Source organism: Methylobacterium thuringiense (genome assembly GCF_022179645.1).
Classification (GTDB): Bacteria; Pseudomonadota; Alphaproteobacteria; order Rhizobiales; family Beijerinckiaceae; genus Methylobacterium; species Methylobacterium thuringiense.
Genome location: NZ_BPRA01000008.1, coordinates 126,934 through 150,387 on the forward strand (window position 1 = coordinate 126,934; position 23,454 = coordinate 150,387).

Genomic DNA, 23,454 nt, shown 5'->3' on the forward strand with positions numbered 1-23,454 from the left:
ACCGATGGTCCGGAACGGCGAACTCCCAAAAAAATCAGACGGCGAAGAGCAGGAGCAGCGCGATCAGCAGCGAGAAGATGCCGAGTGCTTCCGTCAGCGCGAAGCCGAGCAGCAGGGTGGCGCGCTGGCCGTCGGCGGCGGAGGGGTTGCGAAGGGCGCCGGCAAGGAACTGACCGAACAGGTTGCCGAGGCCGATGCCTGCGCCGGCCATGCCGAGGCAAGCCAGACCGGCACCGATGTACTTCGCTGCGACGGGATCCATTATGAACTCCTGATTCCTTGATCTGGTATGCGTTAGGGCGGAAGAAGCCGGCGTTAGTGGCCGGGGTGAAGAGCGTCGTTGAGGTAGATCGCCGTCAGCGTCGCGAAGACGTAGGCCTGAAGCGCCGCGACCAGGAATTCCAGCGCGGTCAGCGCGATCGTCAGGAACAGCGGCAGCGGGAAGAGCAGGCCCCAGGCGCCGGCCGAGAACAGCCCGACGACGAAGAAGGCGAAGATCTTCATCGCGATGTGACCGGCAAGAACGTTGGCGAAGAGACGCACCGAAAGGCTGATCGGCCGGGAGATGAAGGAGATGATCTCGATCGGCACCAGCAGCGCGAGCAGCGGCTTCGGCACGCCCGACGGTACGAACAGGCCGAAGAAGTGCGTGCCGTGCTTCATCACGCCGAAGACCACGACGACGCCGATCACCAGGGCCGCGAGCCCGAAGGTCACGACGAGGTGGCTGGTCACCGCGAAGGCGTAGGGGATCATGCCGAAGAGGTTCAGGACCAGCACGAACATGAACAGCGAGAACACCAGCGGCATGAACCGCTTGCCCTCGTCGCCCGTGGCCTGATGCACGGTGTCGGCGATGAATTCGTAGAAGATTTCGGCCAGCGACTGCATGCGACCCGGAACGACCGAGCGCGAAGACGTAGCCACGATGGTGATCAGCGCAATCACCGCGACCGCGGCGAACATGTAAAGCGCCGACTGGGTGAAGGCGATCTGCTGGTTGCCGATATGACCGAACGGCACGAGCGAATGCAGCTCGAACTGATGGATCGGGTCCGGTCGCAACGCCACTTGGTGCGCCGGGTCGATGCTGCCCGCCATGCCTTGTTCCGCCCCTTATCCTTCGTGCCGACGTCCGCACCGGTCTGTGCGCGTGGCCATACACGATGCGCCCCGAGTCTCAAGACCCCCGGCGTCGTTTCGGAGGAAAATGCCCTAACGCGGGTCTTTTCCGCCCGCCTGCCCGGTAAACCCGCTCAGGCGCATCACATTGTAGATGCCCGTGAGGAACCCGAGCAGGAGAAACACCATCAGCCCCCACGGCGCAGTGCCGAAGAGCCGATCGAAGATCCAGCCCAGGATCCCACCGGCGATGACGCCCGCCACGAACTCGGTCGAGAGCCGCATGGCCTGTCCGAGAGAGGACCCGTCGGACCGACCCGAGCGCGGCGACGATGCGGGAGCGGCCGGGGGCCGCTTCTGATCAAGCTGCGTCCCGAGACGCTTGAGCCTCTCGGAGAGGTCGCCGTCGGAGTTGCCGGGAGCGTCCCCGCTCCCGTCTCCTGCTTCGTTGCCGCTCACAGGCTACTCACATCGGCGAGAGCGAAGGGAACCGTCCGGCCACCCCTCGAACGGCGCGGACCATAGTTTCGCCCCCCTGCCGAGTCAAGGCAGCCACGCTTTCCTTCAAGTCATTCCAGATCTTGAGGAATCAGCGATTTTTGCACCGCCTCGGTCGGCGCGCTGTCAGGCGCCGAGGATCGGCTTGATGACCTTCTCGATATCCTCGATCGTCATGGCGCCGGAGAATTTCTGACCGTTGATGAAGAAGGTCGGGGTCGACTCGACTTTGAGCACGTCGAGGCCGCGCGTCTTCACGGCGTTGATGGCGCCGTAGATCTTCTGGTCCTTGAGGCAAGCCTCGACCTTGTCCTTGGTGAAGCCGGCCTGACGCAGCAGCTTCTCGAGGGCGTCGATCGGCGATTCCGGCGGCTTCACGAAGGCCCAGGCTTCCTGCTGGTCGAAGAGCAGGTCGGTGATCGGAATGTACTTCTCGTTGCCATCGCAGCGCGCCAGCATGAAGCCGGCCGTCGCACGGGGGTCGAGAGGGAATTCGCGAAGGGTGAAGCGCACCTTGCCGGTGTCGATGTAGCGCTCCTTCAGCACCGGCCAGGTGACCTTGTGGAAATGTGCGCAATGCGAACAGGTCAGCGAGGCGTATTCGATGATCGTGCACTTGGCGTCCGCCGGACCCAGCCAGACATCGCCCAGCGGACCCGGCTGCATCAGCGCCGCGGTGTCGGCGGACTGGGCCAGCGCCGAGAGCGACAGGCGGGGCAGGAGAGCGGCCGCGCCGACTGCGAGACCGGTGAATTTGACGACGTCGCGACGGGTGATCATGGCGTTGGCAAGCTCCGCTGGGACGACTGGCACTCTATAGGCGTGCGGTAGAACCGGGAACGGGCGATGGCAAGGCGCCGGCAGGCTCGGAGAAGTCGATCGCGAAACCGTGCGATCTCAGCGGCGCTTCGGTTCCGACGCGATCACGGCGATGCCGAGACGGTCGAGGGCGTCGCGCAGGCCGTCTTCCTCGATCCGCGAGACCGCCAGCGCGATTTCGCCGCGCCGGGCCGGATCGATGGTGGGCAGCACCGATCGGCGCTGGCCGGTATGGACGCGGCCCTGCTTCATCACGATGCGGCCGATGCAGGCCCAGCCATAATGCGCGTTGATGCGTTGGATCACCACCGGCACGAGGTGCTGGAGCTCGAGCGCGAAGGCGCCCTCGACCCGCACCACCAGCGTGCCGGATTCGGCTCGCCCGGTCGTCTCGCCGCGCGGTCGGCGCGGCCATTCGAGCTTCACCGGCTGGCAGGCGCGACCGAGGCGCTCGCCGACGATCTCGGGCCAAGCCGCGAGGATATCGGTCGAAGCGAAGCCCTGCGCGGCGAAGGCCGGGCCGATGCAGGCCTCGATCAGATCGGCGAGCGGTTTGACGCGGGCCATGGCCGGGTGGTGCCCATCGCTGAAGCGGCGCGATACGCGCCGCTTCACGACGATAGCGCAAGCGGTGCCGCGCGTCGCCGCTACGCGTCGAGGAACGGAACGAAGCCGCCATAGATCATGCGCTTGCCGTCGAAGGGCATATCGGGGTCGGGCTGCATGCGCGGGTCTGCCATAACCTTGGCGTTGACGGCGTCACGGCTCTCCCGCGACGCGTAGACAATCCAGGAGAAGACCACGACCTCGTCCTCTGCGAGCTGCACGGCGCGGGGGAACGAGGTCAGCCGTCCGTGAGGCACGTCGTCGCCGATGCACTCGACGAAGCCGGTGGCCCCATACTCCATCCAGACGTCGCGCGCCTTGCGGGCCAACGCCTTGTAGGCGTCGAGCTTGGCCTTCGGCACCGGGACGACGAACCCGTCGACATAGGGCATGCGAACCTCCTCGTTGGCAGTGATAGAACCGCCATAGGACGATCGAGCCGGCCGGTATCCGACACGGGCTGCGATCTTTTTCGCAAGGCGTCGTTGCCGCCTTTGCCGCGGCTCGCGCTGCCGATAAGACCCTCGCCATGCCCGCGCCCGCAAACACCTCTCGCGCGCCTGCCCGGCCCAAAGCCCACGATCTCCTCGTCTGGTACGATCGCCACCGCCGGGTGCTGCCGTGGCGGGCGCTGCCGGGTGAAGCGCCGGATCCCTACCGGATCTGGCTGTCCGAGGTGATGCTGCAGCAGACCACGATCGCCGCCGTCAAACCGTACTTCGCCAAGTTCCTCGGCCTGTTTCCCGACGTTTGGGCGCTCGCCGCCGCGCCGGAGGAGAGCGTGATGGCTGCCTGGGCAGGGCTCGGCTACTACTCGCGGGCGCGAAACCTCCACGCCTGCGCCAAGGCGGTGGCCGCCGCCGGCGCCTTCCCGGACACGGAGGAGGGGCTGCGAAAACTTCCCGGCATCGGCGCCTACACGGCCGGCGCCATCGCCGCGATCGCCTTCGACCGGCAGGCCGCGGCCGTCGACGGCAATGTGGAGCGGGTGGTGACCCGGCTCTTCGCGATCGAGACGGTGATTCCGGCTGCACGTCCTGAGATCCGGTCCCTGACGCAGGCCCTCGTGCCGGCCGACAGGCCCGGAGACTTCGCGCAGGCCGTGATGGATCTCGGATCGACGATCTGCACGCCTAAGCGTCCGGCCTGCGCGCTCTGTCCCTGGATGGCGCCCTGCCGGGCCCGAGGCCTGGGGCTGCAGGAGACGTTTCCGCGCAAGCTCAAGGCGGTGAAGGGCACGCTCCGCCGGGGCGCGGCCTTCGTGGCGATCCGTGCCGGCGACGAAGCGATCCTGTTGCGGACGCGCCCACCCGAGGGGCTTCTCGGCTCGATGGCCGAGCCCCCGATGAGCCCCTGGGAGCCGGATTACGACCCGGCCCGCGCCCTGCTCGACGCGCCGCTCGATGCCCGCTGGAAGCGCCTGCCGGGGCTGGTCCGCCACGCCTTCACGCATTTCCCGCTCGAACTGACGGTGTTCGCCGCCCGCGTCTCCCTGAGCACCGCGCCGCCACCGGGCATGCGCTTCACGCCTCGGCGCGATCTCGACGAAGAGCCGCTGCCGGGCGTGATCAAGAAGGTGATCGCCCACGCCTTCGATCCGAAGCCCGATCCGAAAGCCAAGACACCGAAGGTCGAGGCAGTGCCGGCCCTGGCCCCCGCACCGCTGTTTGCCGAGCCCGAGCCGGTCCCGGCAGAGCTGCGCCGGACCTTTCGCCCGGTGCCGAAGCCGGCCCCGCGGATGATCGCGGCTCCGCCGGCGGAGGCGATCGACGGGGATTTCGAGAGCCCGGCCGAGGCCGAGCCGGCGCCTGCGGCAAAGCGCAAGCGCGGTCGGCCGCGGACGCGCCCGCGCTAAGCCGAGGCCGGACGGGGTTCAGGCTGCCGAGCCCATCGTGGCGCGCATCTTGGCACGGAAGGTATCGATGACAACCGGCTTGCCGTCGCGCTTGGCGTGCCAGAAATCCCAGCCGTTGCAGGAGGGCAGGCCCTGGACGAGGGCGCCGATCTTGTGGATCGACCCCGCCACCGGCCCGGCCATCAGGGTACCGTCGGGACGCACGATCGCCGTGTGGCGGCCCCGCGCATCGCTGAGCATCTCGCCGGGGCGGATATGCCCGGCCTCGATCACGCTGAGGAAGGCCACGCGCGGCTCGGCGCGCTTGGTCGGCGCCACGAGGAGGGCGGCGGTGGAGAGCGGCTCGACCGCATCGATCCGCTTCCGTGCGGCGTCTGCGTAGACAGGATCGCGTTCGCAGCCGATGAAGCGGCGTCCGAGGCGCTTGGCGACGGCGCCGGTGGTGCCGGTGCCGAAGAACGGGTCGAGGATCACGTCGCCGGGATTGGTCGCCGAGAGCAACGTGCGGGCGAGCAGCGCCTCCGGCTTCTGGGTGGGGTGGACCTTCAGCCCGTCGGCGCCTTTCAGGCGTTCGTCACCGGTGCAGAGCGGAATGAACCAGTCCGAGCGCATCTGGACGTCGTCGTTGCCGCCCTTCAGCCCCTCGTAGTGGAAGGTGTAGCCCTTCGACTCCGCCGAGCGGGAAGCCCAGATCAGGGTCTCGTGCGCATTGGTGAAACGCTTGCCGCGAAAGTTCGGCATCGGGTTGGCCTTGCGCCAGACGATGTCGTTAAGGATCCAGAAACCGAGATCCTGCAACGCGCTGCCGACCCGGAAGATGTTGTGGTACGAACCGATCACCCAGAGGGTCGCGTTCGGCTTCATCACGCGGCGTGCGGCGGTGAGCCAGGCGCGGGTGAAGGTGTCGTAGGCCTCGAAGGTCGCGAACTTGTCCCAGTCGTCGTCGACGGCGTCGACGCGGCTGTGGTCGGGACGCAGCAGGCCCGCTTCTCCGAGTTGGAGATTGTAGGGCGGATCCGCGAAGACGCAGTCTACGCTCGACGGCGGCAGCGCGTTCATGGAGGCGATGCAATCGCCGACCAAGATCTCGTCGAGAGGGAAAGTGGTAGGAAGACGCTGGACGGAGGGTGCGAGACCCATCCGCGGCGCCGACGCTGCCCGCCCGGAACGCGAGACATGAACCCGGGCGGTGGCGCCGGCGACCGCGGTACGCGGGGAAGCCATGGCAAACACCGGTTACGCGACTGACAACCGGACAATGGCCCAGCTAGGGTAAAGGCCGGGTTCCTCGAAAATTTGTCGGCGCGTCTCAGTTTGGGGCTGCAGTTTTTGCCGGGTGCCCGCCAGCCCGGTCGTCGCGCCGTCTTCATACCCCCGCCCGGACCCTCAGCCTTGCGCTCGCCGCAACCGTGCATCCGCCACCATGCATGCGAGACAGTAATGGCGCGACATCCGGCGCCTGCCGCAAGCGACTTCCGAATGCTTCCAGCCGAAGGTGAGGGGCTCGGCGGCAGCGCAACGGCTCAACAACTCACATCTTGCGAATGTTTTGGTGGAAAGCACGAGAAACTAAACTGTTAAATAGCCTGATGTGTGCCTTTGCCGCACCGCTAAGTCGATGTCGCAATTTGGCCGCCTTCCCCATCATTTTCCGCGGCGTTCGCAACAACAAGGGAAAGCGATCGCACATGAAGGTTGTCATCCGAAACGCCGTGGCCCTGTTCGGCCTCGTGCTCGCCATGCTCACGCTGGCCGCACCTGCCGAGGCAAGGGCCGGGCATGCCGGTTTTCAGGCACGCGGACATCACGTCCATTCCTCCCGTCACGCGCATTTCAGCCACCGCATCCGCTCGGCTCATTCCGGCCGCTTCGCCTTTCGTTTCGCCAACCGGGTTCGCCATGTCCGCCACGCGTCGGGCGGCAACGCCTCCTGGTATGGCCCCGGCTTCCAGGGCCATCGCACCGCCAGCGGTGAGCGCTTCAACTCGGGCGGCCTGACCGCCGCACATCGCAGCCTGCCCTTCGGCACCCGCGTCCGGGTGACAAACAGCGCCACCGGCCGCTCGGTCGTGGTGCGCATCAACGACCGCGGCCCGTTCGTGGGCGGCCGCCAGATCGATCTGGCCGCCGGCGCCGCCCGCGCCATCGGCATGAACGGCACCAGCTACGTCTCGATGGCGGTGGTGCGTTGATCGCACCCGCCTGACTCGTGACCCACGGCAGTCGAAACCGACACTTTCAACGTTCGGCCGTGGGCCAAGCGCGACTGCGCGCCGCCGCTGGTGCGGCGGACGGCCCTGCAAGCGTCAGCCGAAAGGGCCAACGGTAAAGACTTCGGGCCGGTCGGCGTTGTCGTGACGCCGGCCGGTTCCCATTTGCAGAGCTTGCGCCGCAGAGGGAGACGACTGCGCGATGGCCAAGCCGCTGGTGATGGAAATTCCGCACGACCTCGGGCGCGACGAGGCCAAGCGTCGGCTCGAGGAGGGGACCGAGAAGGGCAAGGCCCTGCTGCAGAAGAGCGGCATCACCGTCGAAGCCATGACTTGGACCGGCGACCACCTCGATTTCGCATTGTCGAGCCTCGGTCAGAAGATAGACGGTCAGGTCGACGTGAACCTCGACACGGTCCGCCTCGAAGTCCGGCTGCCGTTGCTGCTCTCGTTCTTCGCCGAGAAGTTGCAGAAGATCGTCGGCAACGAGGGCACCAAGCTCCTCACCAAGAAATAGGATCGAAGGCGATCCCCGGAACCGTCGACGGCGGGCGCCCGTTTGGACCGGACCCGATGGCGCACGAGCGCCGCGTCCCGCCTGCCTGGAGTCTCGATGTCGAATCCTGGTCCGATCCCGGAAGTCCCGACCCCCCAGCCGCCACCGGACACGCCCTACGATCCGCCGCAGGCACCGCCACCCGCCCCCTCTCCGGAAATTCCCGGTGTCTCGCCCGCGGAGTCGCCGGCCGAGAGCCCCGTGGAGGTTCCGCTGCCGCCGCCTTCGGAGCCGACCCCGACCGGCCCGGCCAACCCGACGGCCTGAACCGCCCTGGCGTGATGGCCCTGCGCCGGGTTAAGCCCCCGGCCATGGCCGCTCCCCCGCTTCTTACCCTCAAAGACATCGCGCTGACCTTCGGCGGCACTCCGCTGATCGAGTCAGCCGAACTCGCGATCTCGCCCGGCGAGCACGCCTGCCTCGTCGGGCGCAACGGCTCCGGCAAGTCGACGCTGATGAAGATCGCCGCCGGGCTCGTCGAGCCCGATCGGGGCGTACGCTTCCTGCAGCCCGGCACCACGTTGCGCTACCTCGCGCAGGAGCCGGATCTCGCGGGCTTCGATACGGTTCTCGCCTTCGTGGAGGCGGGCCTCGCCCCCGGCGACGATCCGTATCGTGCCCGCTATCTCGTCGAGAACCTCGGCCTGACCGGCGAGGAAGACCCGTCCCGGCTCTCCGGCGGCGAGTCGCGCCGCGCTGCGCTGGCCCAGGCGCTGGCGCCCGAGCCCGATATTCTACTCCTCGACGAGCCGACCAATCATCTCGACCTGCCTGTGATCGAATGGCTCGAGAATGAACTCGGCCGCACGCGCGCCGCTCTCGTGCTCATCAGCCACGACCGGCGCTTTTTGTCCGGCCTGACGCGCGCCACGATCTGGCTCGACCGCGGCGTGACGCGGCGGATCGAACAGGGTTTTTCCGCCTTCGAGGCCTGGCGCGACAACTTCTTTGAGGAGGAGGAGCGCGACCGGCACAAGCTCGAACGCAAGATCGCCGATGAAGAGCATTGGCTGCGCTACGGCGTCACCGCCCGGCGCAAGCGCAACGTGCGGCGGCTCGGCAACCTGCATTCCCTGCGCAAGGAGCGACGCGACGACCGCCGCCCGGTCGGCACCGCCACCATGACGTCGATGGAGGCCGAAGCCTCGGGCACGCTCGTAGTCGAGGCGAAGGGCATCTCGAAGAGCTACGGCGAGCGCACGATCGTCGACGATCTCTCGATCCGAGTGACGCGGGGCGACCGGCTCGGCATCGTCGGGGCCAACGGCGCCGGCAAGACCACGCTGATCAACCTGCTTACCGGCAAGCTCGCGCCGGATTCCGGCGTGGCGCGGCTCGGCACCAACCTGTCGATGATGCTCCTCGACCAGGCCCGCGCCGTGCTCGAACCGACGATGACCGTGACCGACGTGCTCACGGGGGGGCGCGGCGACAGCATCATGGTCGGCGGCCATAGCCGCCACGTCATCGGCTACCTCAAGGATTTTTTGTTCGCTCCCGAGCAGGCCCGTACGCCGGTTTCCGTGCTCTCCGGCGGCGAGCGCAACCGCCTGCTGATCGCCCGCGCCCTGGCGCAGCCCTCGAACCTCCTCGTGCTCGACGAGCCCACCAACGACCTCGACCTGGAGACCCTCGACCTGCTCCAGGAGATGCTCGACGACTATGCCGGCACCCTGATCCTGGTCAGCCACGACCGCGACTTCCTGGACCGCGTCGTCGGCAGCGTCCTCGTCTCCGAAGGGGAGGGCCGCTGGACCGAATATGCCGGCGGCTACAGCGACATGCTCACGCAGCGCGGCAAGGGCGTCGACGCCCGGACGGCGCAGCCCCGTGGCGGCGCCCGCGAGCGCACGGAGCTCCGGGGCGAACCCGCAGCCGGGTCGTCCCGCAAGAAGATGGGGTTCAAGGAGCAGCATGAGCTCAAGACGCTGCCCGTGCGAATGCGCGAACTGGAGACCGGCATCGCGCGCCTGAAGACCGTACTCGACGATCCCAATCTCTACGCCCGCGATTTTGCACGATTTGAGAAGGCCTCGTCGATGCTCTCGGCAGCGCAGGCGGAACTGAGCGCGGCTGAGGATCGCTGGCTCGCGTTGGAGATGTTGCGCGAGTCGTAGGCCTCCAGAGGCGGAATTTGCACCTGCGGCAGCAGATGAGGCCGAATCGAAACCGGCTCTCAACGCGGCGACGTGACGGCGGCGTCTTGGCGTCGCTTACGGCAGGTCAGCTTCGGCTCACAGCCTGCGAGACCGTCATTGCTCGAAAGCACCTGCCGGTAGCGGGATTTGTTTTCCTGCGGGAACAAAGCGTTGCGAGCGGGCAACAGCTCTTGTGGAAGCAGATTTAGGACGGTTCGACGACATCGAAGTCGATTGCCCGTGCGGCCACGCTCGCCCATGGTGCCCCGGCGGCAGAGACAAAAGCCTCGCCGCTGGATTGGCCGATACCCCATCGGGGATGGCCAAACCAATAAAGGGAAAATGGACGAAGGATCGCGGGGCCTCGCTGGGGTGGCGCCGTGGACCGAAACAAGTCCGCTCCCAAGGGTCTCGAAACTTCGGAGGTTTCCACAATGAAGCTCATCAAGAGCCTTCTCCTGGGATCGGCGGCGGGGCTGACCGCGGTCGCAGGGGCACAGGCAGCCGATCTTCCGGTCAAGAAGGCCGCGCCGATCGAATACGTCCGCGTCTGCGGCGCCTACGGCGCAGGCTTCTTCTACATCCCGGGTACCGATACCTGCCTGCGCGTCTCCGGCCGCGCGCGGTTCGAGACGGGCTACATCAACAGCAACAGCCGCAACGTTCCCGGTGGTGGCGATCTTTCGGGCTTCACCGGCCTGATGCGCCTCAACGTCGATGCGCGCACGCAGACCGGCTACGGCACGCTCCGCGCCTTCCTGCGCCTCGACGCAGCCAGCCGTACCGGCAACACCAAGATTTCCTCGGGCACGATCGTCCGCGGCGCTCAGGCCTTCTCCGGCACCGGCCAGGATACGCTCGGCCGCGTCGAGAATTTCATCAACGTGGACAAGGCCTTCGTCCAGTTCGCAGGCCTGACGGCCGGTCGTGCGTCGTCGTTCTTCGACTTCTACGCACACGACTACGAAATCATCGGCACCTCCCTCGGCTCCGATCTCGCCTCGACGAACCTGCTCGCCTACACCAAGACCTTCGAGGGCGGCTTCTCCGCGACACTCTCGATGGAAGACCCGACCTTCCGCAAGAACCCGCTCTATTCCGACGCGGTCACGGCCGCCGGTGCAGGCGCCGGTGTCGCCGGAACCAACAACGTCTTCACCACCGCTCCGACGCCGATCATCCTGTCCCAGAACGCGAACGGAAACGCCACCAGCGTCGCCTTCGTCGACGCCGTGCAGCGCTCGCGCATGCCCGACTTCGTGGGCTCGCTTCGTTACGATGCTCCGTGGGGATCGGCTCAGCTCTCGGGCGCCGTCAAGGACGTCAACACGGGCGGGTTCATCGCCGGCTCGGCGATCACCGGCCCCCCTGGAGCGCCGATTGCGCTGGCTCCCAACGCGGCCGCAGCCTTGTTGGCAGCCCGTGGCGTCAGCAGCGGCGCACAGACCGAGTACGGCTGGGCGATCCAGGGCGGTTTGAAGTTCAACATGCCCTTCATCGCTCCGGGTGACGGCCTCTATCTGCAGGGTGCCTACGGCGAGGGTGCCTCGTTCTACACCGGCATCAACCGCTTCACGGCCGGGTACCTCAGCAACGCCGCCGTCTTCGCGGGCAACCCGTTCAACCAATACCTGTCCGACGCCATCGTGAACCCGCTGACGGGCAAGATCGAACTGTCGCAGAGCTTCACGGTCGTCGCCTCCTACCTGCATTACTGGTCGCCGGAATGGCGTTCCGCCTTCTACGGCAGCTATGGCCAGATGAACTTCAGCGAGCGGGCTCGCGCTGCGGTAGGCCTCGCCAACTTCGAGGTCGGCGCAGGAACCGCGGTCGCCCCGCCGTCACCCACGACGAACGGGGTCGGGTATGTCCTGAGCCCGTCCCTGCGCGACACCGCCCAGATCGTCACCGGCGCGAGCCTGATCTGGTCGCCGGTCAAGGATCTCGATATCGGCGTCGAGGGCCAGTACATCCGCACCAGCCTGGCGAACGGCCGGACCACGAACGCGGACAAGACCACCACGCTCGCCGGTCTGCCGCTCTATCCGAAGAGCAGCGAAGACACCTACCAAGCCCGCTTCCGCGTGCAGCGCGACTTCTAGTTCGCGCACACGTCTTCGCACCGAGCACCTCCGAGCCCCGACCTTCACCGGTCGGGGTCTTTTTATGCCGTGACGCCTCGGATGCGGGTCGGCCGCAGCCTTCATGATGCCGCGAAGCGGGCGGACATTGCGGGGATCGTCCTCACCGTGTCCGGCTCGACGGCGATCGAGGGTCCTCGAGGTCCGTGACGTCCCCAACTTCCTCATCCGCCTTCCGAAATCGCGTCGGATGGCTCGCCGGCCTGCCGGTGCTCGCGCTGCTCTGGGCAGCCGCGACCCTCGCCACCGCACCCATCGTCGCCGACGCGCTGCGGGTCGGCAGCGCCGCGATCGTGCGCGAGACGGGCAGGGGCGAGCCGGAGCCCTGGCTGCGCATCGAGGCGGAGGGCCGCGACCTGCTGGCGCTCGGGGAGGCGCCGGATTCGGCTTCCCGCGAAGCGGCGCTGGGGCGTCTCGCGTCGATTCCAGGCCTGCGCCGCGTCGGCGACCGCACCGGCCTGATCGAAACCGCCTCGCCCTTCGTCTGGACCGCGACGCGCACGCGCGCGGACCAGGTCGAGACCGGCGGAAACCGCCCGGCAGAGGTCGGCGCCGCGGCGCTGGCGGCGCGCCTTGCGGCCGCGCTGCCACCTGAAACGGACCTGCGCGACCGGGCGAGGGCGGCCCGCGGCGGTCCGGCGGGCTTCATGGAGGGCGCCTCCTATCTCGTTGCGCGCCTTGGCGGATTCGCTCCGGGCGCCGTCGCGAGCCTGAGCGATACGACACTTTCGATACGCGGCGAGGCCCTCGATCCGGCGGCCTACGCGGCAGGACAGGACGCGCCGCCGCAGGGCTTCGGACTCGGGGCGATCGAGATCCTGCCGCCCCGCGTCGACGACTTCCGCTTCGTCGTAGAGCGCCGTCCCGACGGCGGCCTGACCCTCGGCGGCAACGTCGTCTCCGAGGCGGCCCGGGCCGAGGCGCTCAAGATGGCGGGGATAGTCCTGGCGAACACCGGGATGCAGGCCGGGGTGGACGACGCGATGCGCACCGCACGCGGCCTCGACCCCGCGATCGACCCGGCCGCCCTGACCAAGGCCGCACTTCGCCTCGCCGGCCTGATCCGCGAGGGCTCGGTCCGCTTCGAGCGCGGCAACCTGTCGGTCTCGGGTACCGCGCTCGACGAGGAGGCGGTCGGCGAGGCCGAGGCGGCTCTGCGCGACGCCCGTCCGGCCGGAATCGGCGCCGGCACGGTCTCGCTCGAGGTGCGGCCGGTCTCGCCCTATACGACGCGCATCCGGCGCGATTCGGGCAGCGTGACGCTGTCGGGCTATCTGCCCGACCGGGCGGCGCGCGAATCGCTGAACGCCGCCCTGCGACTGCGCTTCCTGCGCGAGGCGATCGTCGACCGCTCGCGTCTCTCCTCCGGCGCGCGCCCCGGCCTCGTCGCCGCGCTCACCGCCACCCTCGGCCCGCTCTCGACGCTCGCAAGCGGCGAGATTGCCGTCACCGGCCGCACGATGCAACTCGGTGGCGAGAGCCTCTATGCCGAGAGCGCCCGCCGCACCGGAGAGGACCTGCGCCGCGCCGTGCCGCCGGGCTGGGAGAGCACGGTCGCCGTCACCACCCGCGACGCGGCCCCGGCCTACGACGCGCCGACCTGCGCCCGGCTGTTCTCGGAGCGGCTCGCCGGACACACGCTGCGCTTCGCCCCCGGCAGCAGCGAGCTGAAGCCGGATTTCTATCCGGTGCTCGACGCCGTCGCCGAACTCGTCAAGGCCTGCCGGGCCGAGCGCGTCGAGGTGATCGGCCATCTCGATCCCCCCGGCGCAAAGCCGCCGAAACCCGAGACCCTGCCGGAGGCCAAGGCCGAAAAAGACAAGGCCGACAAGGCGAAAGCCGACAAAGCCAAGACTTCAAGTAAAGAGAAGACGACGGGCAACGACAAGGCACCGGGCAAGGTAGCCGAAGCCGGCAAGGCGGCGGACAACACGAAGGCGGACAAGGCAAAACCGGCCCCCACCCCCACCGAGCCGCCGCCGCCCGCGAAAGACCCCGATCCGTCGCCGGACCTCGCCGGCGCCCGCGCCGCGGCGATCGTCGACTATCTCCTGAAGGCGGGGGTGGCCTCCGGCCGGGCGCTCGCGGCGCAGGGCAGCGCGCCGCTCAACGACCGCCAGGGCATCGGATTGGCGCTGCGCTCATGACGCTTCTTGTCTCGACGCTGTGGCCCGGCCTCGCGGGCGCGCTGCTGCTCGGCGCCTGCATCGGCGCAGTCATGGGCCTGCCCCGCGACCGCTTCGCTCTCGCCGCCGCCGCGATCCCGTTCGCACTCCTGGCGATCCTCTCCGCCCTCGCCCTGCTGCAGACCGTGCCGGGCCAGCCCGGGCTCTGGGTCGAAACCGCCACGCTGATGCTCGCCGCCTATCTCGCCGGATGCCTCGCCGGCGGCGCCGGACGGCTGGCGGCGAAGCGAGGCTGATCCCGAGGCGGCGCCGTCACCGCCGCACCAACGGAATCACGTGATGCGCGAAGCGCCGCATCTCGGCTTCGAAGGGCTGAAACTGCAGCATGAACAGTTCGATGCCGGCCGCATGGAATGCGCCGACGCGCTCGGCGACGGTCCCGTAACTGCCGACCAGTCCCGCGGCCGTACCGCCGTTGGTGCCGACATGCCGCGTCGCCGCCGCATCGGTCTTTGCGAACATCACGCTCGCCGTGTCGGTGCGGGCGCGGGTGTCGGCGCGCAAGGCTTCGTCGCGGCGGCTGAGGTCGAGCAGGCGCGCGTGCTCGTCCTTCGCGTCGGCATCCGTCTCGCGGGCGATGACGAAGGCCGAGAGGCCGTAGCGCAGGCGGCCCTGCGCGGCGGGCCGGCGGGCGACATCGGCGATGAGGGCGGCGACGTCGCCGTGCGGCTGGCCGTTGATGAACCACACGTCGCCGTGGTCGGCGACCAGCGCCCGCGCCGGCTCCGACTCGCCGCCGACATAGATCGTCGGGCGCGGGCGGAACGTGCCGGCGGGCTTCAGCCGGTAGTCTTCGACGCGAAAGTGCCGGCCCTCGAAATCGACGCGCTCGCCCCGCATCAGGCGGTCGACGAGGCCGATCCACTCGCGGCCATAGGCGTAGCGTTCGTCATGCGCCGGAAACGGCAGGCCGGCCCGCTCGAATTCGGCGCGGTTCCAGGCGTTGACGAGGTTGATCCCGAAGCGGCCCTCGCTGACATGCTCGATCTGCAGCGCCATCTTGGCGAGCACCACCGGGTGGTAGAGCCCCGGCTTGATCGCCGCGATGATCTCGATGCGGCGGGTCAGCGCCGCGAGCGCCGCCGAGGCCGTCCAGGCTTCGAGCTGGTCGCGGCCCTCGTCGTAGGGATTCATTGTGTGCTGGGCGACGAGCACGGCGTCGAAGCCGAGCGCCTCGGCCTCCAGCACCAGATCACGGTTTCGAGCCCAGCCGGCGTCGTCCGGTTCGTCCGGGTCGTGGTGGGCGGCGCGCGAGCCGTGGACGGCGGCCCAGATGCCGAAGCGGAGAGGGTGGGTCATGCCGGCTCCGGATACGCGGTTCGATCGCGATGAGCGCTCTCCTCGCCCTCGTTGCGACGAGGGAGGAGGTGCTGGCGGTGGTGCAGGCGGCACCGCAATGCTCGATCCTGCAGCCTTGTGGAGCAAATGCACCAAGGAGATGGGCCACGTCGGTTCAGGTATGAGCCTGTTCGCACACCTGGATCCAGACGCTGTGGATCGTGCGTCCCGAGCTGTCGCGCACCGTCACAACGGCCGGGTGTTCGCCGTCGATCGGCGGTGCGGAGATCGCGGCATCGAACGCTATCCTAACGGCTGTTTCCCTGGCGGCCTCAAAATTCGCTAAGATGCTGCCTTCATTGTCGATATCACTGCCGCCGTTGACGATGTCGAAGAAGTAGCGCGGCATTCACCCGATCTCTTGGCCTCGACCGCGAACTCTCGGCCAGGTTGCAAACTAGGCAATTTGCGTTCTCGGCGAAAGTCATGCGGCTCAGCCCCTCCCGGCCGGCGGCTGCCAGATCCGCACGTCGGTGGCGTCGAGCCTGCGCGGGATCAGGCCGGCCTCCAGGAAGGTGTCGGCGATGCTCTGCTGCTCGGCCAAAGCCGCGCGGTCGACCGGCTTGACGGCGTAGCTGCGCCGTTCGTTGACGGTGGCGACGACCTCGGGCGGCAGGTCGCCCCAGAGCGGCGCGAGCAGGGCCACCGCCTCCTTCGGATTCGCCTTCACCCAACGGCCAGCCTCCACCAGGGCCGAGAACACCGTGGCGACGATCTCGGGATGCGCGGCGGCAAAGCTATCGTTGACCGTATAGTAGCGGTTGTAGCTCGACAGGCCGCCGGCGTCGGCGAGCACGCGCACCGGCCGCTTGGCCTGCACGATCGCCAGGAACGGATCCCAGATCACCCAGGCGTCGAGGCTGCCGCGCCCGAAGGCGGCGGCCCCGTCCGGCGCTTCGAGATAGGCCGGCCTGATGTCGGCGAAGCTCAGGCCCTCGCGCTTCAGGGCGGCGGCGAGGATAAAATGGCAGCCGGAGCCCTTCGAGACGCCCACCGTCCGGCCCTTCAGGTCGGCGATCGAGCGGATCTCGGATTCCGCGGGCACGACGATCGCGTCGGCGCGGGGCGAGCCCGCCTCCATCGCATAGAAGGTCAACGGCGCCCGAGCCGATTGGGTGAAGATCGGCACCGCGTCGGCGACGTCGGCATGGAGGTCGACCGCGCCGGTATTCATCGGCTCGATCACCTTGGTGAACTGGTGCCAGCTTACCCCGCTGCCCGCCGCGCCGAGCCGTGTCTCCAGCGTCCCGTTGGTCTTGAGCACCGTCAGCAGGGTCGAGGAGCGCTGGAAGCTCAAGCGCACCGTCTTGGCGGCACGGCCCGCCCCGGCTCCCGCCAGGCCGAGGCCGAGCGCGCCTCCGAGCGAGGCTGCGAAACGGCGGCGGGACAGGATCATGCAGGACAACTCGGGGCGCTGGGACGGCGGAGGACCGGCCGTCGAGCGTAGACGGCCTACCGCGACGATCAAATAGATTCTTATTCTATATTGTAGATTCTCAGTAGAACGATCGTGCATATGCTCGATTATTGGAAGAAACCGATTTCAAAATGGCGAGACGATCCCAATAACAGGCGGCCACACCTTGAGTTCTACCCGGAATTTGCCGATTCCATGAGGCCGCCGCGCCGGCCGTCGCTTCTCCCATCGTTCCTGCGCGGCGGCATTCAGAACGGGATGGCCGAGCGATGTCGCAGACAGATGCGGGTTGGGGGGCGGGTCCGAGCGGGCGCTACGACGCTCTCGCGGCGCGGTTCCGGCCGATCTTTTCGGAGATTCGCGCCACCGCCGTGGCGCGAGACGCCGGGCGAACACTGCCCCATGCCGAGATCGGCTGGCTCAAGGAGGCGGGCTTCACGACGCTTCGCCTCGATCCGTCGGACGGCGGCCACGGCGCCGGCCTGCCCGAACTGTTCAACCTGCTGATCGAGCTGTCGCAGGCCGATTCGAACGTCACCAACGCCCTGCGCGCGCATTTCGGCTTCACCGAGGACGTGCTATCCTCCGCGTCGCCGGAGTGGCGCGCGCGCTGGATCGCCCGGATCGCGGCCGGAGAGACCGTCGGCAGCGGCGTCTCGGAGACCGGGCCGGCCAAGGTCGGGCAGTTCGATACCGTGGTGCGCCGCCGCGGCGAGGACTGGGTGGTGGACGGCAGGAAGTTCTACACCACCGGCTCGCTGTTCGCGGACTGGATCCACCTCTCGGCGCAGGACGAGAGCGGCGCGCCGGTCATCGCCGCCGTGCCGACGCGGACGCCCGGCGTCGCGATCGACGACGATTGGGACGGGTTCGGGCAGGCGCTCACCGCGAGCGGCACCGCCCGCTTCACCGGCGTCGTCCTGAGCGCGGATCTGATCAAGCCGGAAACGGTGCGCTTTCCCTATGCCATGGCCTTCTTCCAGCTCGTGCATCTCGCGACGCTCGCGGGGATCGGCCGCGCCGCCGCCGAGGACGTGACCCGGCTCGTCCAGGCTCGAACCCGCGTCTACAGCCACGGCAATGCCGGCCGCACGGCGGACGACCCGCAGATCCTGGCGGTCGTCGGGCGCGTGCGGAGCAACGCCTATGCGGCGGGCGCGATCGTGCTGAAGGCGGCCGAGGCCGTGCAGCGCGCCTACGAGGCGGTCCGGGCCGGCGGCCGAGATGCGGCCGAGCCGGCCACGGCGATCGCCGACGTCGAGATCAACCAGGCCGTCACCGTGGTGACGAACCTCGTGCTGGAGGCCACCACCGCCCTGTTCGACGCCCTCGGGGCCTCGGCGGTGAAGGAAGAGCACGGGCTCGACCGCCACTGGCGCAACGCCCGCACCCTGACCTCGCACAATCCGCGAATCTACCGCGAGCGCAGCGTCGGGGAATTCGCCGTCAGCGGCACGCGGCCGCCGCGCGAGTACCGGGTCGGCACGGCCTGAGGAGCGTGACCTTCGGCGAGAGCTCCAAAGAAAACCCGCGGCTACGGCGCGACCGGCGCGGCCTCGGCGCTCGCCGCCGGCTTGGCCCCGCGGGCGAAATCCTGCTCGATCAGCAGGGCGTTCTTGCCGTCCCCCTTGCCGCCGAGGCGGTTGCGGTAGACCTGCAGGTTTTCCATCACGCGCTGCACGTAGTTGCGGGTCTCGGTGAAGGGAATGCGCTCGACCCAGTCGATCGGGTCGATGCCGGGCTTGCGGGGGTCGCCGTAGGCGTCGATCCACTTCTTCACGTTGCCGCCGCCGGCATTGTAGGAGGCGAAGGCGAGGATGTAGGAGCCGCGCCAATCCTCCATCAGCTCGCCGAGATGGGCCTGGCCGAGCCGGGCGCAATAGGCCGGATCACTGGTCAGGCGGCCCTGCTCGTAGGCGGTGCTGACGCGCTTGGCGGTGCGCGAGGCAGTGGCCGGCATCATCTGCATCAGGCCGCGCGCCCCGACGCCGGACTGGGCGCGCGGGTCGAACTGGCTCTCCTGCCGGGCGATGGCGAAGACCATGGCGCGCTCCACCTGCGGCACGGCCACGAAGGCCTCGTATTCGGGGATGCCGATGGTGGGGTAGGCGTGGACGTCGAGCGCCAGGCCGCGCTGCGTCGCGAGCTTGCCGATGGCGACGAGCGCCCGCGCGTCGCCGGTCTGCAGGGCGACGTCGCCCAGCGCATTCACCTCCGCCTCGTTGGTCAGGAGTTTTGCCGCGTCGATGTAGAGCGGCAGCGCCAGATCCTTCATCGCGGCGGCCGAGAGCAGCTTCAGGGCGCGCACGAACAGGCGGTCGTCGAAGGCCTTGCGGGCGTCCCCGTCGAGATCGGCGGCGCGGCGCAGATCGAAGCTCGACTGGCCGAGCCGGGCGCGGGCGAGCTGGCCGTAATAGGCGATCGGCTGGCCGGCGGCGCGCTCGTAGAAGGTCTTGGCCTCGCGCGCGTTGCCGAGCTGGTCGGCGGCGCGACCCTGCCAGTAGGTGGCCCGCGCGATCGAGATCGGCGTCTCGGCGATGTCCGCGGCCTTGGCGAAGTGCGCCTGCGCCGCCTTGGCGTCGCCCGAGAACCGGAGCGCGATCCAGCCGGCATGGAACTCGGCCTCGATGCGCTTCTCGGTGGTGCGGGCGCTGTGGCCGCTCGCCACCGCGTAGGCGGCCTTGGTGTCGCCCTGGTCGATCAGCTTGCGGGCGACGATGCGACGCTCGACCCACCATTCGTCGCCGTCGACGAGAACCTCGGGGTTCGTCGGCGCGGCGGCCAGGATCTTGGCGGCCTCTTCGAATTTGTCCGCGCGGCGATAGTACTGCGCCCGCGAGAGCATGAACGAGGAATCGTTGCGAAGGCTCGGCGGCACAGCGTTGAGGGCGGACGGGGCGCCCGCGCCCTTGGCCTCGACCACGCGGCGCGCCCGCACCAGGCTGGCATAGGAGCCGCCGGCATAGCCGGCCGCGCGCCCGGCCATTTCCCAGTCCTCCTTCAGCAGCGCGCGCTCCATGCGGGTGCGGTGGTCGATCGTGGTGAGGATGCCGGGCATGGCGTCCATCACCTTGGCCTCGAAGACGCGCCCGAAGCTCTCGCTGCGCCAGAGGTCGCGCACGAGGTCGGCGGCGTCCGCATCGAGCCCGTCGGCCTTGAAGGCGAGCGCCAGGGCGAGCTTTCCGGGGGCGGTCTCGGGCTTGGCGGTGGCGAAGTAGGCTCGGACCTGGGCCGGATCCTTCTTCTCGGCAAGCAGCCGCTCTTCACCGCGGCGGCGCACCAGCGGGCCCGCCGGCCAGCCGGCATTGTCGCGCAGGAAGGCGGCGATGCGCCTGAGATCCACGCCGGTGCCGGCGCGGATCGCCACCCATTCGCAGAGCGCGCGCGCCGCCGGGTCCTTGAAGCCGTCGCGCAGGCGGTCGCCGTCGGCGAACTTGCCCTTGCGGTAGAGGTCGATCGCCTGGCGGAGCTGGCCGAGATCGGTGTCGCCGGCAAACAGGGCACGGGCCGGGTCCGGCACCTCGGGCACGGGGGCGGCGGGCGAGACCGACGCATCCGGCAGCGGGAAGGCAACGGGCGTCTCCGTGTCGGTCGAGGCGTAGGAACTGGCGGCGGCCGGCAGCGGCGCGTCGGTCGCGGATTCGCCCTTGGAGGCCTCGCTCTTCGAGGGCTCGACCTTGAGCGCGTCGGCGGCGACCGGATCGGAGGGCGCGGTGTCCTTGAGGGCGGCGGAGGAGGCGTCGGCATCGCTCGCCGGCAACGCCGCCGTCGTGGCGGGTCCGGTGGCGTCGGCCGCACCCACCGGGCCGGCGAGGGCGACGCCACCGAGCAGGAGCGCCGCGAGAGTCAGGCGAGGTCGATGAAAGACCGCCATGGTTCACCCCGAGTCGGGAGGCCAAACGTCAAGCTGGCCCCGCGTGCGTTAAGAAGGCATTAACTGCGTCTGCGAAGGGTTTGCGCGGCGTCGGCCGAGCGCCTATGTCTGCCCGCCCCGATTTGCGGGCGCCGCCCCACAGAGGCGGACCGACGGCACACCAAGAGACGGCTGGGACCAGCAGGATGACCGAGACCCGTGCGCGCCTGAGAGGCTCGATGACCGCGCTGGTGACGCCGTTCCGTGACGGCGCCGTCGACGAGGCGGCCTTCCGCAAGTTCGTCGACTGGCAGATCGAGCAAGGCACGCACGTACTGGTGCCGACCGGCACCACAGGCGAGAGCCCGACGCTCAGCCACGAGGAGCACGACCGCGTCGTCGAGATCTGCGTCGAGCAGGCCGCCGGCCGGGTGCCCGTGATCGCCGGCGCCGGCTCGAACTCGACCCTCGAGGCGGTGAAGCGGGCGCGCCACGCGGAGGCCGTCGGCGCGGAGGCGGTGCTCACCGTCACGCCCTATTACAACAAGCCGACGCAGGAGGGCATGTACGCTCACTTCAAGGCCGTGAACGACGCCATCGGCATCCCGATCATCATCTACAACATCCCCGGCCGCTCGGTGGTTGACATGAGCGTCGACACCATGGCGCGCCTCTTCGAACTGAAGAATATCGCCGGCCTGAAGGATGCCACCGCCAAGATCGACCGCGTCAGCCTCCAGCGCCATGCCATGGGTGAGAGCTTCATCCAGCTTTCAGGCGAAGATGCGACGGCGCTCGCCTACAACGCGCATGGCGGCTGCGGCTGCATCTCGGTGGCCTCCAACGTCGCGCCGCGCCTCAGCGCCGACCTGCAGGAGGCGACGTTGGCAGGCGACTACGCCAAGGCCCTCCAGATCCAGGACCGGCTGACCCCGCTCCACGCCGCGCTCTTCTACGAGTCGAATCCGGTGCCGACGAAGTACGCGCTGGCCCGGCTCGGCCTGATGTCGGACGAGGTGCGGCTGCCGATGGTGCCGCCCTCCGAGGGCTGCAAGCAGGCCGTCGACGCGGCGCTCCGCTTCGCCGGATTGATCGCGGACTGATACCAATGGCCGAAAGCTGCGACCCTCGCTGCGACCGGCCATCGGCAAGCGCGACGGCGCGTCGCCGCTCGTGCGGCGGAGGGCCCTGAAGGCGTCAGCCGTAAGGGCCACTGAGATGAGACGGCAAGGCTCGCCGGACGGGCCGATCGACACCATATCCGGCAGCTTGGCCCCGACACGATTGCATCCCGAAGACCATGGCTCCCAAGACCGAACCCAACCGCAAGGTCGTCGCGGACAACCGCTCGGCCCGCTATCACTACGCGATCGAGGACGTGATCGAGGCCGGCATCGCGTTGAGCGGCACCGAGGTAAAGAGCTTGCGCAACGGCAAGGCGACGATCGGCGAGTCCTATGCCGGGCCGTCCGGCAACGACCTGATGCTGTTCAACTGCAACATCCCGGAATATCTCGAGGCCAACCGCTTCAATCACCAGCCCAAGCGCCCCCGCCGCCTGCTGCTGCATCGCCGCCAGATCGACAAGCTCATCGGCGCGACCCAGCGCCAGGGCATGACCGTGGTCCCGCTCAAGATCTACTTCAACGAGGACGGCCGCGCGAAGGTCGAGCTCGGCCTCGGCAAGGGCAAGCAGCTGCACGACAAGCGCGAGACGACCAAGCAGCGGGACTGGCAGCGCGACAAGGCGCGGCTGATGCGGGACAAGGGTTGAAAAGACGCGTTCGGCGAAGCGAACGTTTGGGACGGACGTCCCGCCTGTCCCATGCCGTCCCACTGGCAGGAACGCCGCACGGAATGGCTCCGCTTGGTCACGGGCGCGCGAAAACCGGTTGACGGCGTGACGCTCATCCGCTATTATTCCTATAGATGAGTAGAGTCACCTCTCGATCATGAGGCGACAGAATACGACCGGGGGCATGAAACCGCCGTCCTCGCCCATCCCTTGCGGCGGCAGCTCCCGCGCATCATCTCGTGGGCTCCATCCCGTCGGAGGCGCGCGTGACCCAGGATTATTCCACCCTGCCACCCGATCTGCCGGCGCCTGTCGATGACGGCGCCGCCGACCATCTGCAGGGCAGACGACTGCCGGACGTGGCGCTGACGGCGACCGATGGGCAAACCATCTCGCTCGCGCGGCTTCCGGGCCGCACCGTCGTCTTCGCCTATCCGCGCACCGGCGAGCCGGGACAGCCGAACCTCGTCGCGGATTGGGATGCGATTCCCGGTGCACGGGGCTGCACGCCGCAGGCCTGCGCCTTTCGCGATCGGCATGGCGCGTTGATCGCGCGCGGCGTCGCGCAGGTGCACGGGCTGTCGACGCAAGCGAGCGACTACCAGCGCGAGGCCGCCGAGCGGCTGCACCTGCCCTACACGCTGCTCTCCGACAGGCACCGTGCCCTGGCGCTCGGAGCACGGCTGCCGACTTTCGAGGCCGGCGGCACGGTGCTCCTGAAGCGGCTCACCCTGGTCCTCGACGACGGCGTCGTGACCAAGGTGTTCTATCCGGTGTTTCCGCCGGACCGCAGCGCCGAGCAGGTCATCGACTGGCTCGACGCGGAGGCGTGATCCAACCCCTCGCGCAGCGCAAGCGCGACCGCGCGCCGCCGCCCATGCGGTGGATGCGGAAGCCCTGATCACCAGGGCTTCCGCACA

At 68.7% G+C, this 23,454-nt stretch carries 22 protein-coding genes and 1 pseudogene; 12 read left to right on the forward strand and 11 right to left on the reverse strand.

Annotation, left to right across the window (positions count from 1 at the left end; genetic code table 11):
* Positions 1–34: 34 nt before the first annotated feature.
* The 6 genes from MFF07_RS09495 to MFF07_RS09520 form a co-directional block, all read right to left on the reverse strand.
* The gene (locus MFF07_RS09495; protein ID WP_007566773.1) at positions 35–262 is read right to left on the reverse strand and encodes a F0F1 ATP synthase subunit C; all 228 of its coding nucleotides are present in this window, start codon (positions 260–262) and stop codon (positions 35–37) included.
* Positions 263–315: 53 nt separating this feature from the next.
* Entirely contained in the window at positions 316–1,071 is a 756-nt protein-coding gene (locus MFF07_RS09500; protein WP_147817592.1) for a F0F1 ATP synthase subunit A, read from the reverse strand.
* Positions 1,072–1,215: 144 nt separating this feature from the next.
* Positions 1,216–1,581, reverse strand: a complete 366-nt coding sequence (locus tag MFF07_RS09505) for an AtpZ/AtpI family protein (protein WP_238231689.1) — start codon at positions 1,579–1,581, stop codon at positions 1,216–1,218.
* 165 nt (positions 1,582–1,746) lie between these two features.
* On the reverse strand, positions 1,747–2,400 hold the full coding sequence (locus MFF07_RS09510; RefSeq protein WP_147817563.1) for a thioredoxin domain-containing protein: 654 nt from the start codon (positions 2,398–2,400) through the stop codon (positions 1,747–1,749).
* 117 nt (positions 2,401–2,517) lie between these two features.
* Positions 2,518–3,006: a DUF721 domain-containing protein gene (locus MFF07_RS09515; RefSeq protein ID WP_147817591.1), complete on the reverse strand. Its 489-nt coding sequence runs from the start codon at positions 3,004–3,006 to the stop codon at positions 2,518–2,520.
* Positions 3,007–3,086: 80 nt separating this feature from the next.
* Entirely contained in the window at positions 3,087–3,437 is a 351-nt protein-coding gene (locus MFF07_RS09520) for a DUF1428 domain-containing protein (RefSeq protein ID WP_147817562.1), read from the reverse strand.
* A gap of 137 nt (positions 3,438–3,574) precedes the next feature.
* Here MFF07_RS09520 and MFF07_RS09525 point away from each other — a divergent pair, with 137 nt between their 5' ends.
* Positions 3,575–4,900: an A/G-specific adenine glycosylase gene (locus MFF07_RS09525; RefSeq protein WP_147817561.1), complete on the forward strand. Its 1,326-nt coding sequence runs from the start codon at positions 3,575–3,577 to the stop codon at positions 4,898–4,900.
* A gap of 18 nt (positions 4,901–4,918) precedes the next feature.
* Here MFF07_RS09525 and MFF07_RS09530 read toward each other — a convergent pair whose 3' ends face one another.
* Positions 4,919–6,124 carry a site-specific DNA-methyltransferase gene (locus MFF07_RS09530; protein ID WP_147817560.1) on the reverse strand — a complete coding sequence of 402 codons (1,206 nt, stop codon included), beginning with the start codon at positions 6,122–6,124 and terminating at the stop codon, positions 4,919–4,921.
* 686 nt (positions 6,125–6,810) lie between these two features.
* Between MFF07_RS09530 and MFF07_RS22625 the strand changes: the two are divergent.
* From MFF07_RS22625 to MFF07_RS09565, 7 genes and pseudogenes are all read left to right on the forward strand, one after another.
* A pseudogene (locus tag MFF07_RS22625) lies at positions 6,811–7,092 on the forward strand (septal ring lytic transglycosylase RlpA family protein); the annotation flags it as partial.
* Between the two features lie 220 nt (positions 7,093–7,312).
* A complete protein-coding gene (locus MFF07_RS09540) occupies positions 7,313–7,627 on the forward strand; it encodes a polyhydroxyalkanoic acid system family protein (protein ID WP_238231695.1) in 315 nt (104 codons plus the stop codon).
* Positions 7,628–7,723: 96 nt separating this feature from the next.
* Entirely contained in the window at positions 7,724–7,933 is a 210-nt protein-coding gene (locus tag MFF07_RS09545; RefSeq protein ID WP_147817558.1) for a hypothetical protein, read from the forward strand.
* 44 nt (positions 7,934–7,977) lie between these two features.
* Positions 7,978–9,783 (forward strand): ABC-F family ATP-binding cassette domain-containing protein, encoded by a 1,806-nt coding sequence (locus MFF07_RS09550; protein ID WP_238231697.1) that lies wholly within the window; start codon positions 7,978–7,980, stop codon positions 9,781–9,783.
* A gap of 455 nt (positions 9,784–10,238) precedes the next feature.
* Positions 10,239–11,906 (forward strand): porin, encoded by a 1,668-nt coding sequence (locus tag MFF07_RS09555; RefSeq protein ID WP_147817556.1) that lies wholly within the window; start codon positions 10,239–10,241, stop codon positions 11,904–11,906.
* Between the two features lie 185 nt (positions 11,907–12,091).
* The gene (locus MFF07_RS09560) at positions 12,092–14,092 is read left to right on the forward strand and encodes an OmpA family protein (RefSeq protein WP_238231699.1); all 2,001 of its coding nucleotides are present in this window, start codon (positions 12,092–12,094) and stop codon (positions 14,090–14,092) included.
* Complete coding sequence (locus MFF07_RS09565; RefSeq protein WP_238231701.1) at positions 14,089–14,367, forward strand: hypothetical protein; 279 nt, start codon at positions 14,089–14,091, stop codon at positions 14,365–14,367. Before MFF07_RS09560 ends, MFF07_RS09565 begins: the two co-directional genes overlap by 4 nt.
* Positions 14,368–14,383: 16 nt before the next feature.
* On the opposite strand, the gene MFF07_RS09570 is transcribed toward MFF07_RS09565, so the two are convergent.
* The 3 genes from MFF07_RS09570 to MFF07_RS09580 form a co-directional block, all read right to left on the reverse strand.
* Complete coding sequence (locus MFF07_RS09570; protein WP_147820328.1) at positions 14,384–15,430, reverse strand: LLM class flavin-dependent oxidoreductase; 1,047 nt, start codon at positions 15,428–15,430, stop codon at positions 14,384–14,386.
* A 154-nt stretch (positions 15,431–15,584) separates the two neighbouring features.
* Positions 15,585–15,818: a DUF6894 family protein gene (locus tag MFF07_RS09575; RefSeq protein WP_147820330.1), complete on the reverse strand. Its 234-nt coding sequence runs from the start codon at positions 15,816–15,818 to the stop codon at positions 15,585–15,587.
* Positions 15,819–15,902: 84 nt separating this feature from the next.
* Positions 15,903–16,865, reverse strand: coding sequence for an aliphatic sulfonate ABC transporter substrate-binding protein (locus tag MFF07_RS09580; RefSeq protein WP_147820332.1), 963 nt, complete (start codon positions 16,863–16,865; stop codon positions 15,903–15,905).
* A gap of 290 nt (positions 16,866–17,155) precedes the next feature.
* On the opposite strand from MFF07_RS09580, the gene MFF07_RS09585 reads away from it, so the two are divergent.
* Positions 17,156–18,379: an acyl-CoA dehydrogenase family protein gene (locus tag MFF07_RS09585; RefSeq protein WP_147820334.1), complete on the forward strand. Its 1,224-nt coding sequence runs from the start codon at positions 17,156–17,158 to the stop codon at positions 18,377–18,379.
* Between the two features lie 41 nt (positions 18,380–18,420).
* On the opposite strand, the gene MFF07_RS09590 is transcribed toward MFF07_RS09585, so the two are convergent.
* Positions 18,421–20,760, reverse strand: coding sequence for a lytic transglycosylase domain-containing protein (locus MFF07_RS09590; RefSeq protein ID WP_147820336.1), 2,340 nt, complete (start codon positions 20,758–20,760; stop codon positions 18,421–18,423).
* 185 nt (positions 20,761–20,945) lie between these two features.
* Between MFF07_RS09590 and dapA the strand changes: the two genes are divergently transcribed.
* The 3 genes from dapA to MFF07_RS09605 all read left to right on the forward strand — a co-directional run bounded on the left by dapA (position 20,946) and on the right by MFF07_RS09605 (position 23,367).
* Entirely contained in the window at positions 20,946–21,842 is an 897-nt protein-coding gene (gene dapA / locus MFF07_RS09595) for a 4-hydroxy-tetrahydrodipicolinate synthase (protein ID WP_147820338.1), read from the forward strand.
* Positions 21,843–22,039: 197 nt separating this feature from the next.
* Positions 22,040–22,513, forward strand: a complete 474-nt coding sequence (smpB, locus tag MFF07_RS09600; protein WP_147820340.1) for an SsrA-binding protein SmpB — start codon at positions 22,040–22,042, stop codon at positions 22,511–22,513.
* A gap of 287 nt (positions 22,514–22,800) precedes the next feature.
* Positions 22,801–23,367, forward strand: coding sequence for a peroxiredoxin (locus MFF07_RS09605; RefSeq protein ID WP_238231703.1), 567 nt, complete (start codon positions 22,801–22,803; stop codon positions 23,365–23,367).
* Positions 23,368–23,454 lie beyond the last annotated feature (87 nt).

What these genes read in the sequence shown, in the direction of transcription:
- MFF07_RS09495 (WP_007566773.1), bottom strand. Translation starts at nt 262, where the DNA reads ATGGATCCCGTCGCAGCGAAGTACATCGGTGCCGGTCTGGCTTGCCTC.
- MFF07_RS09510 (WP_147817563.1), bottom strand. Translation starts at nt 2,400, where the DNA reads ATGATCACCCGTCGCGACGTCGTCAAATTCACCGGTCTCGCAGTCGGC.
- MFF07_RS09515 (WP_147817591.1), bottom strand. Translation starts at nt 3,006, where the DNA reads ATGGCCCGCGTCAAACCGCTCGCCGATCTGATCGAGGCCTGCATCGGC.
- MFF07_RS09520 (WP_147817562.1), bottom strand. Translation starts at nt 3,437, where the DNA reads ATGCCCTATGTCGACGGGTTCGTCGTCCCGGTGCCGAAGGCCAAGCTC.
- MFF07_RS09525 (WP_147817561.1), top strand. Translation starts at nt 3,575, where the DNA reads ATGCCCGCGCCCGCAAACACCTCTCGCGCGCCTGCCCGGCCCAAAGCC.
- MFF07_RS09530 (WP_147817560.1), bottom strand. Translation starts at nt 6,124, where the DNA reads ATGGCTTCCCCGCGTACCGCGGTCGCCGGCGCCACCGCCCGGGTTCAT.
- MFF07_RS09540 (WP_238231695.1), top strand. Translation starts at nt 7,313, where the DNA reads ATGGCCAAGCCGCTGGTGATGGAAATTCCGCACGACCTCGGGCGCGAC.
- MFF07_RS09545 (WP_147817558.1), top strand. Translation starts at nt 7,724, where the DNA reads ATGTCGAATCCTGGTCCGATCCCGGAAGTCCCGACCCCCCAGCCGCCA.
- MFF07_RS09550 (WP_238231697.1), top strand. Translation starts at nt 7,978, where the DNA reads ATGGCCGCTCCCCCGCTTCTTACCCTCAAAGACATCGCGCTGACCTTC.
- MFF07_RS09555 (WP_147817556.1), top strand. Translation starts at nt 10,239, where the DNA reads ATGAAGCTCATCAAGAGCCTTCTCCTGGGATCGGCGGCGGGGCTGACC.
- MFF07_RS09565 (WP_238231701.1), top strand. Translation starts at nt 14,089, where the DNA reads ATGACGCTTCTTGTCTCGACGCTGTGGCCCGGCCTCGCGGGCGCGCTG.
- MFF07_RS09570 (WP_147820328.1), bottom strand. Translation starts at nt 15,430, where the DNA reads ATGACCCACCCTCTCCGCTTCGGCATCTGGGCCGCCGTCCACGGCTCG.
- MFF07_RS09575 (WP_147820330.1), bottom strand. Translation starts at nt 15,818, where the DNA reads ATGCCGCGCTACTTCTTCGACATCGTCAACGGCGGCAGTGATATCGAC.
- MFF07_RS09580 (WP_147820332.1), bottom strand. Translation starts at nt 16,865, where the DNA reads ATGATCCTGTCCCGCCGCCGTTTCGCAGCCTCGCTCGGAGGCGCGCTC.
- MFF07_RS09585 (WP_147820334.1), top strand. Translation starts at nt 17,156, where the DNA reads ATGTCGCAGACAGATGCGGGTTGGGGGGCGGGTCCGAGCGGGCGCTAC.
- MFF07_RS09590 (WP_147820336.1), bottom strand. Translation starts at nt 20,760, where the DNA reads ATGGCGGTCTTTCATCGACCTCGCCTGACTCTCGCGGCGCTCCTGCTC.
- dapA (WP_147820338.1), top strand. Translation starts at nt 20,946, where the DNA reads ATGACCGAGACCCGTGCGCGCCTGAGAGGCTCGATGACCGCGCTGGTG.
- smpB (WP_147820340.1), top strand. Translation starts at nt 22,040, where the DNA reads ATGGCTCCCAAGACCGAACCCAACCGCAAGGTCGTCGCGGACAACCGC.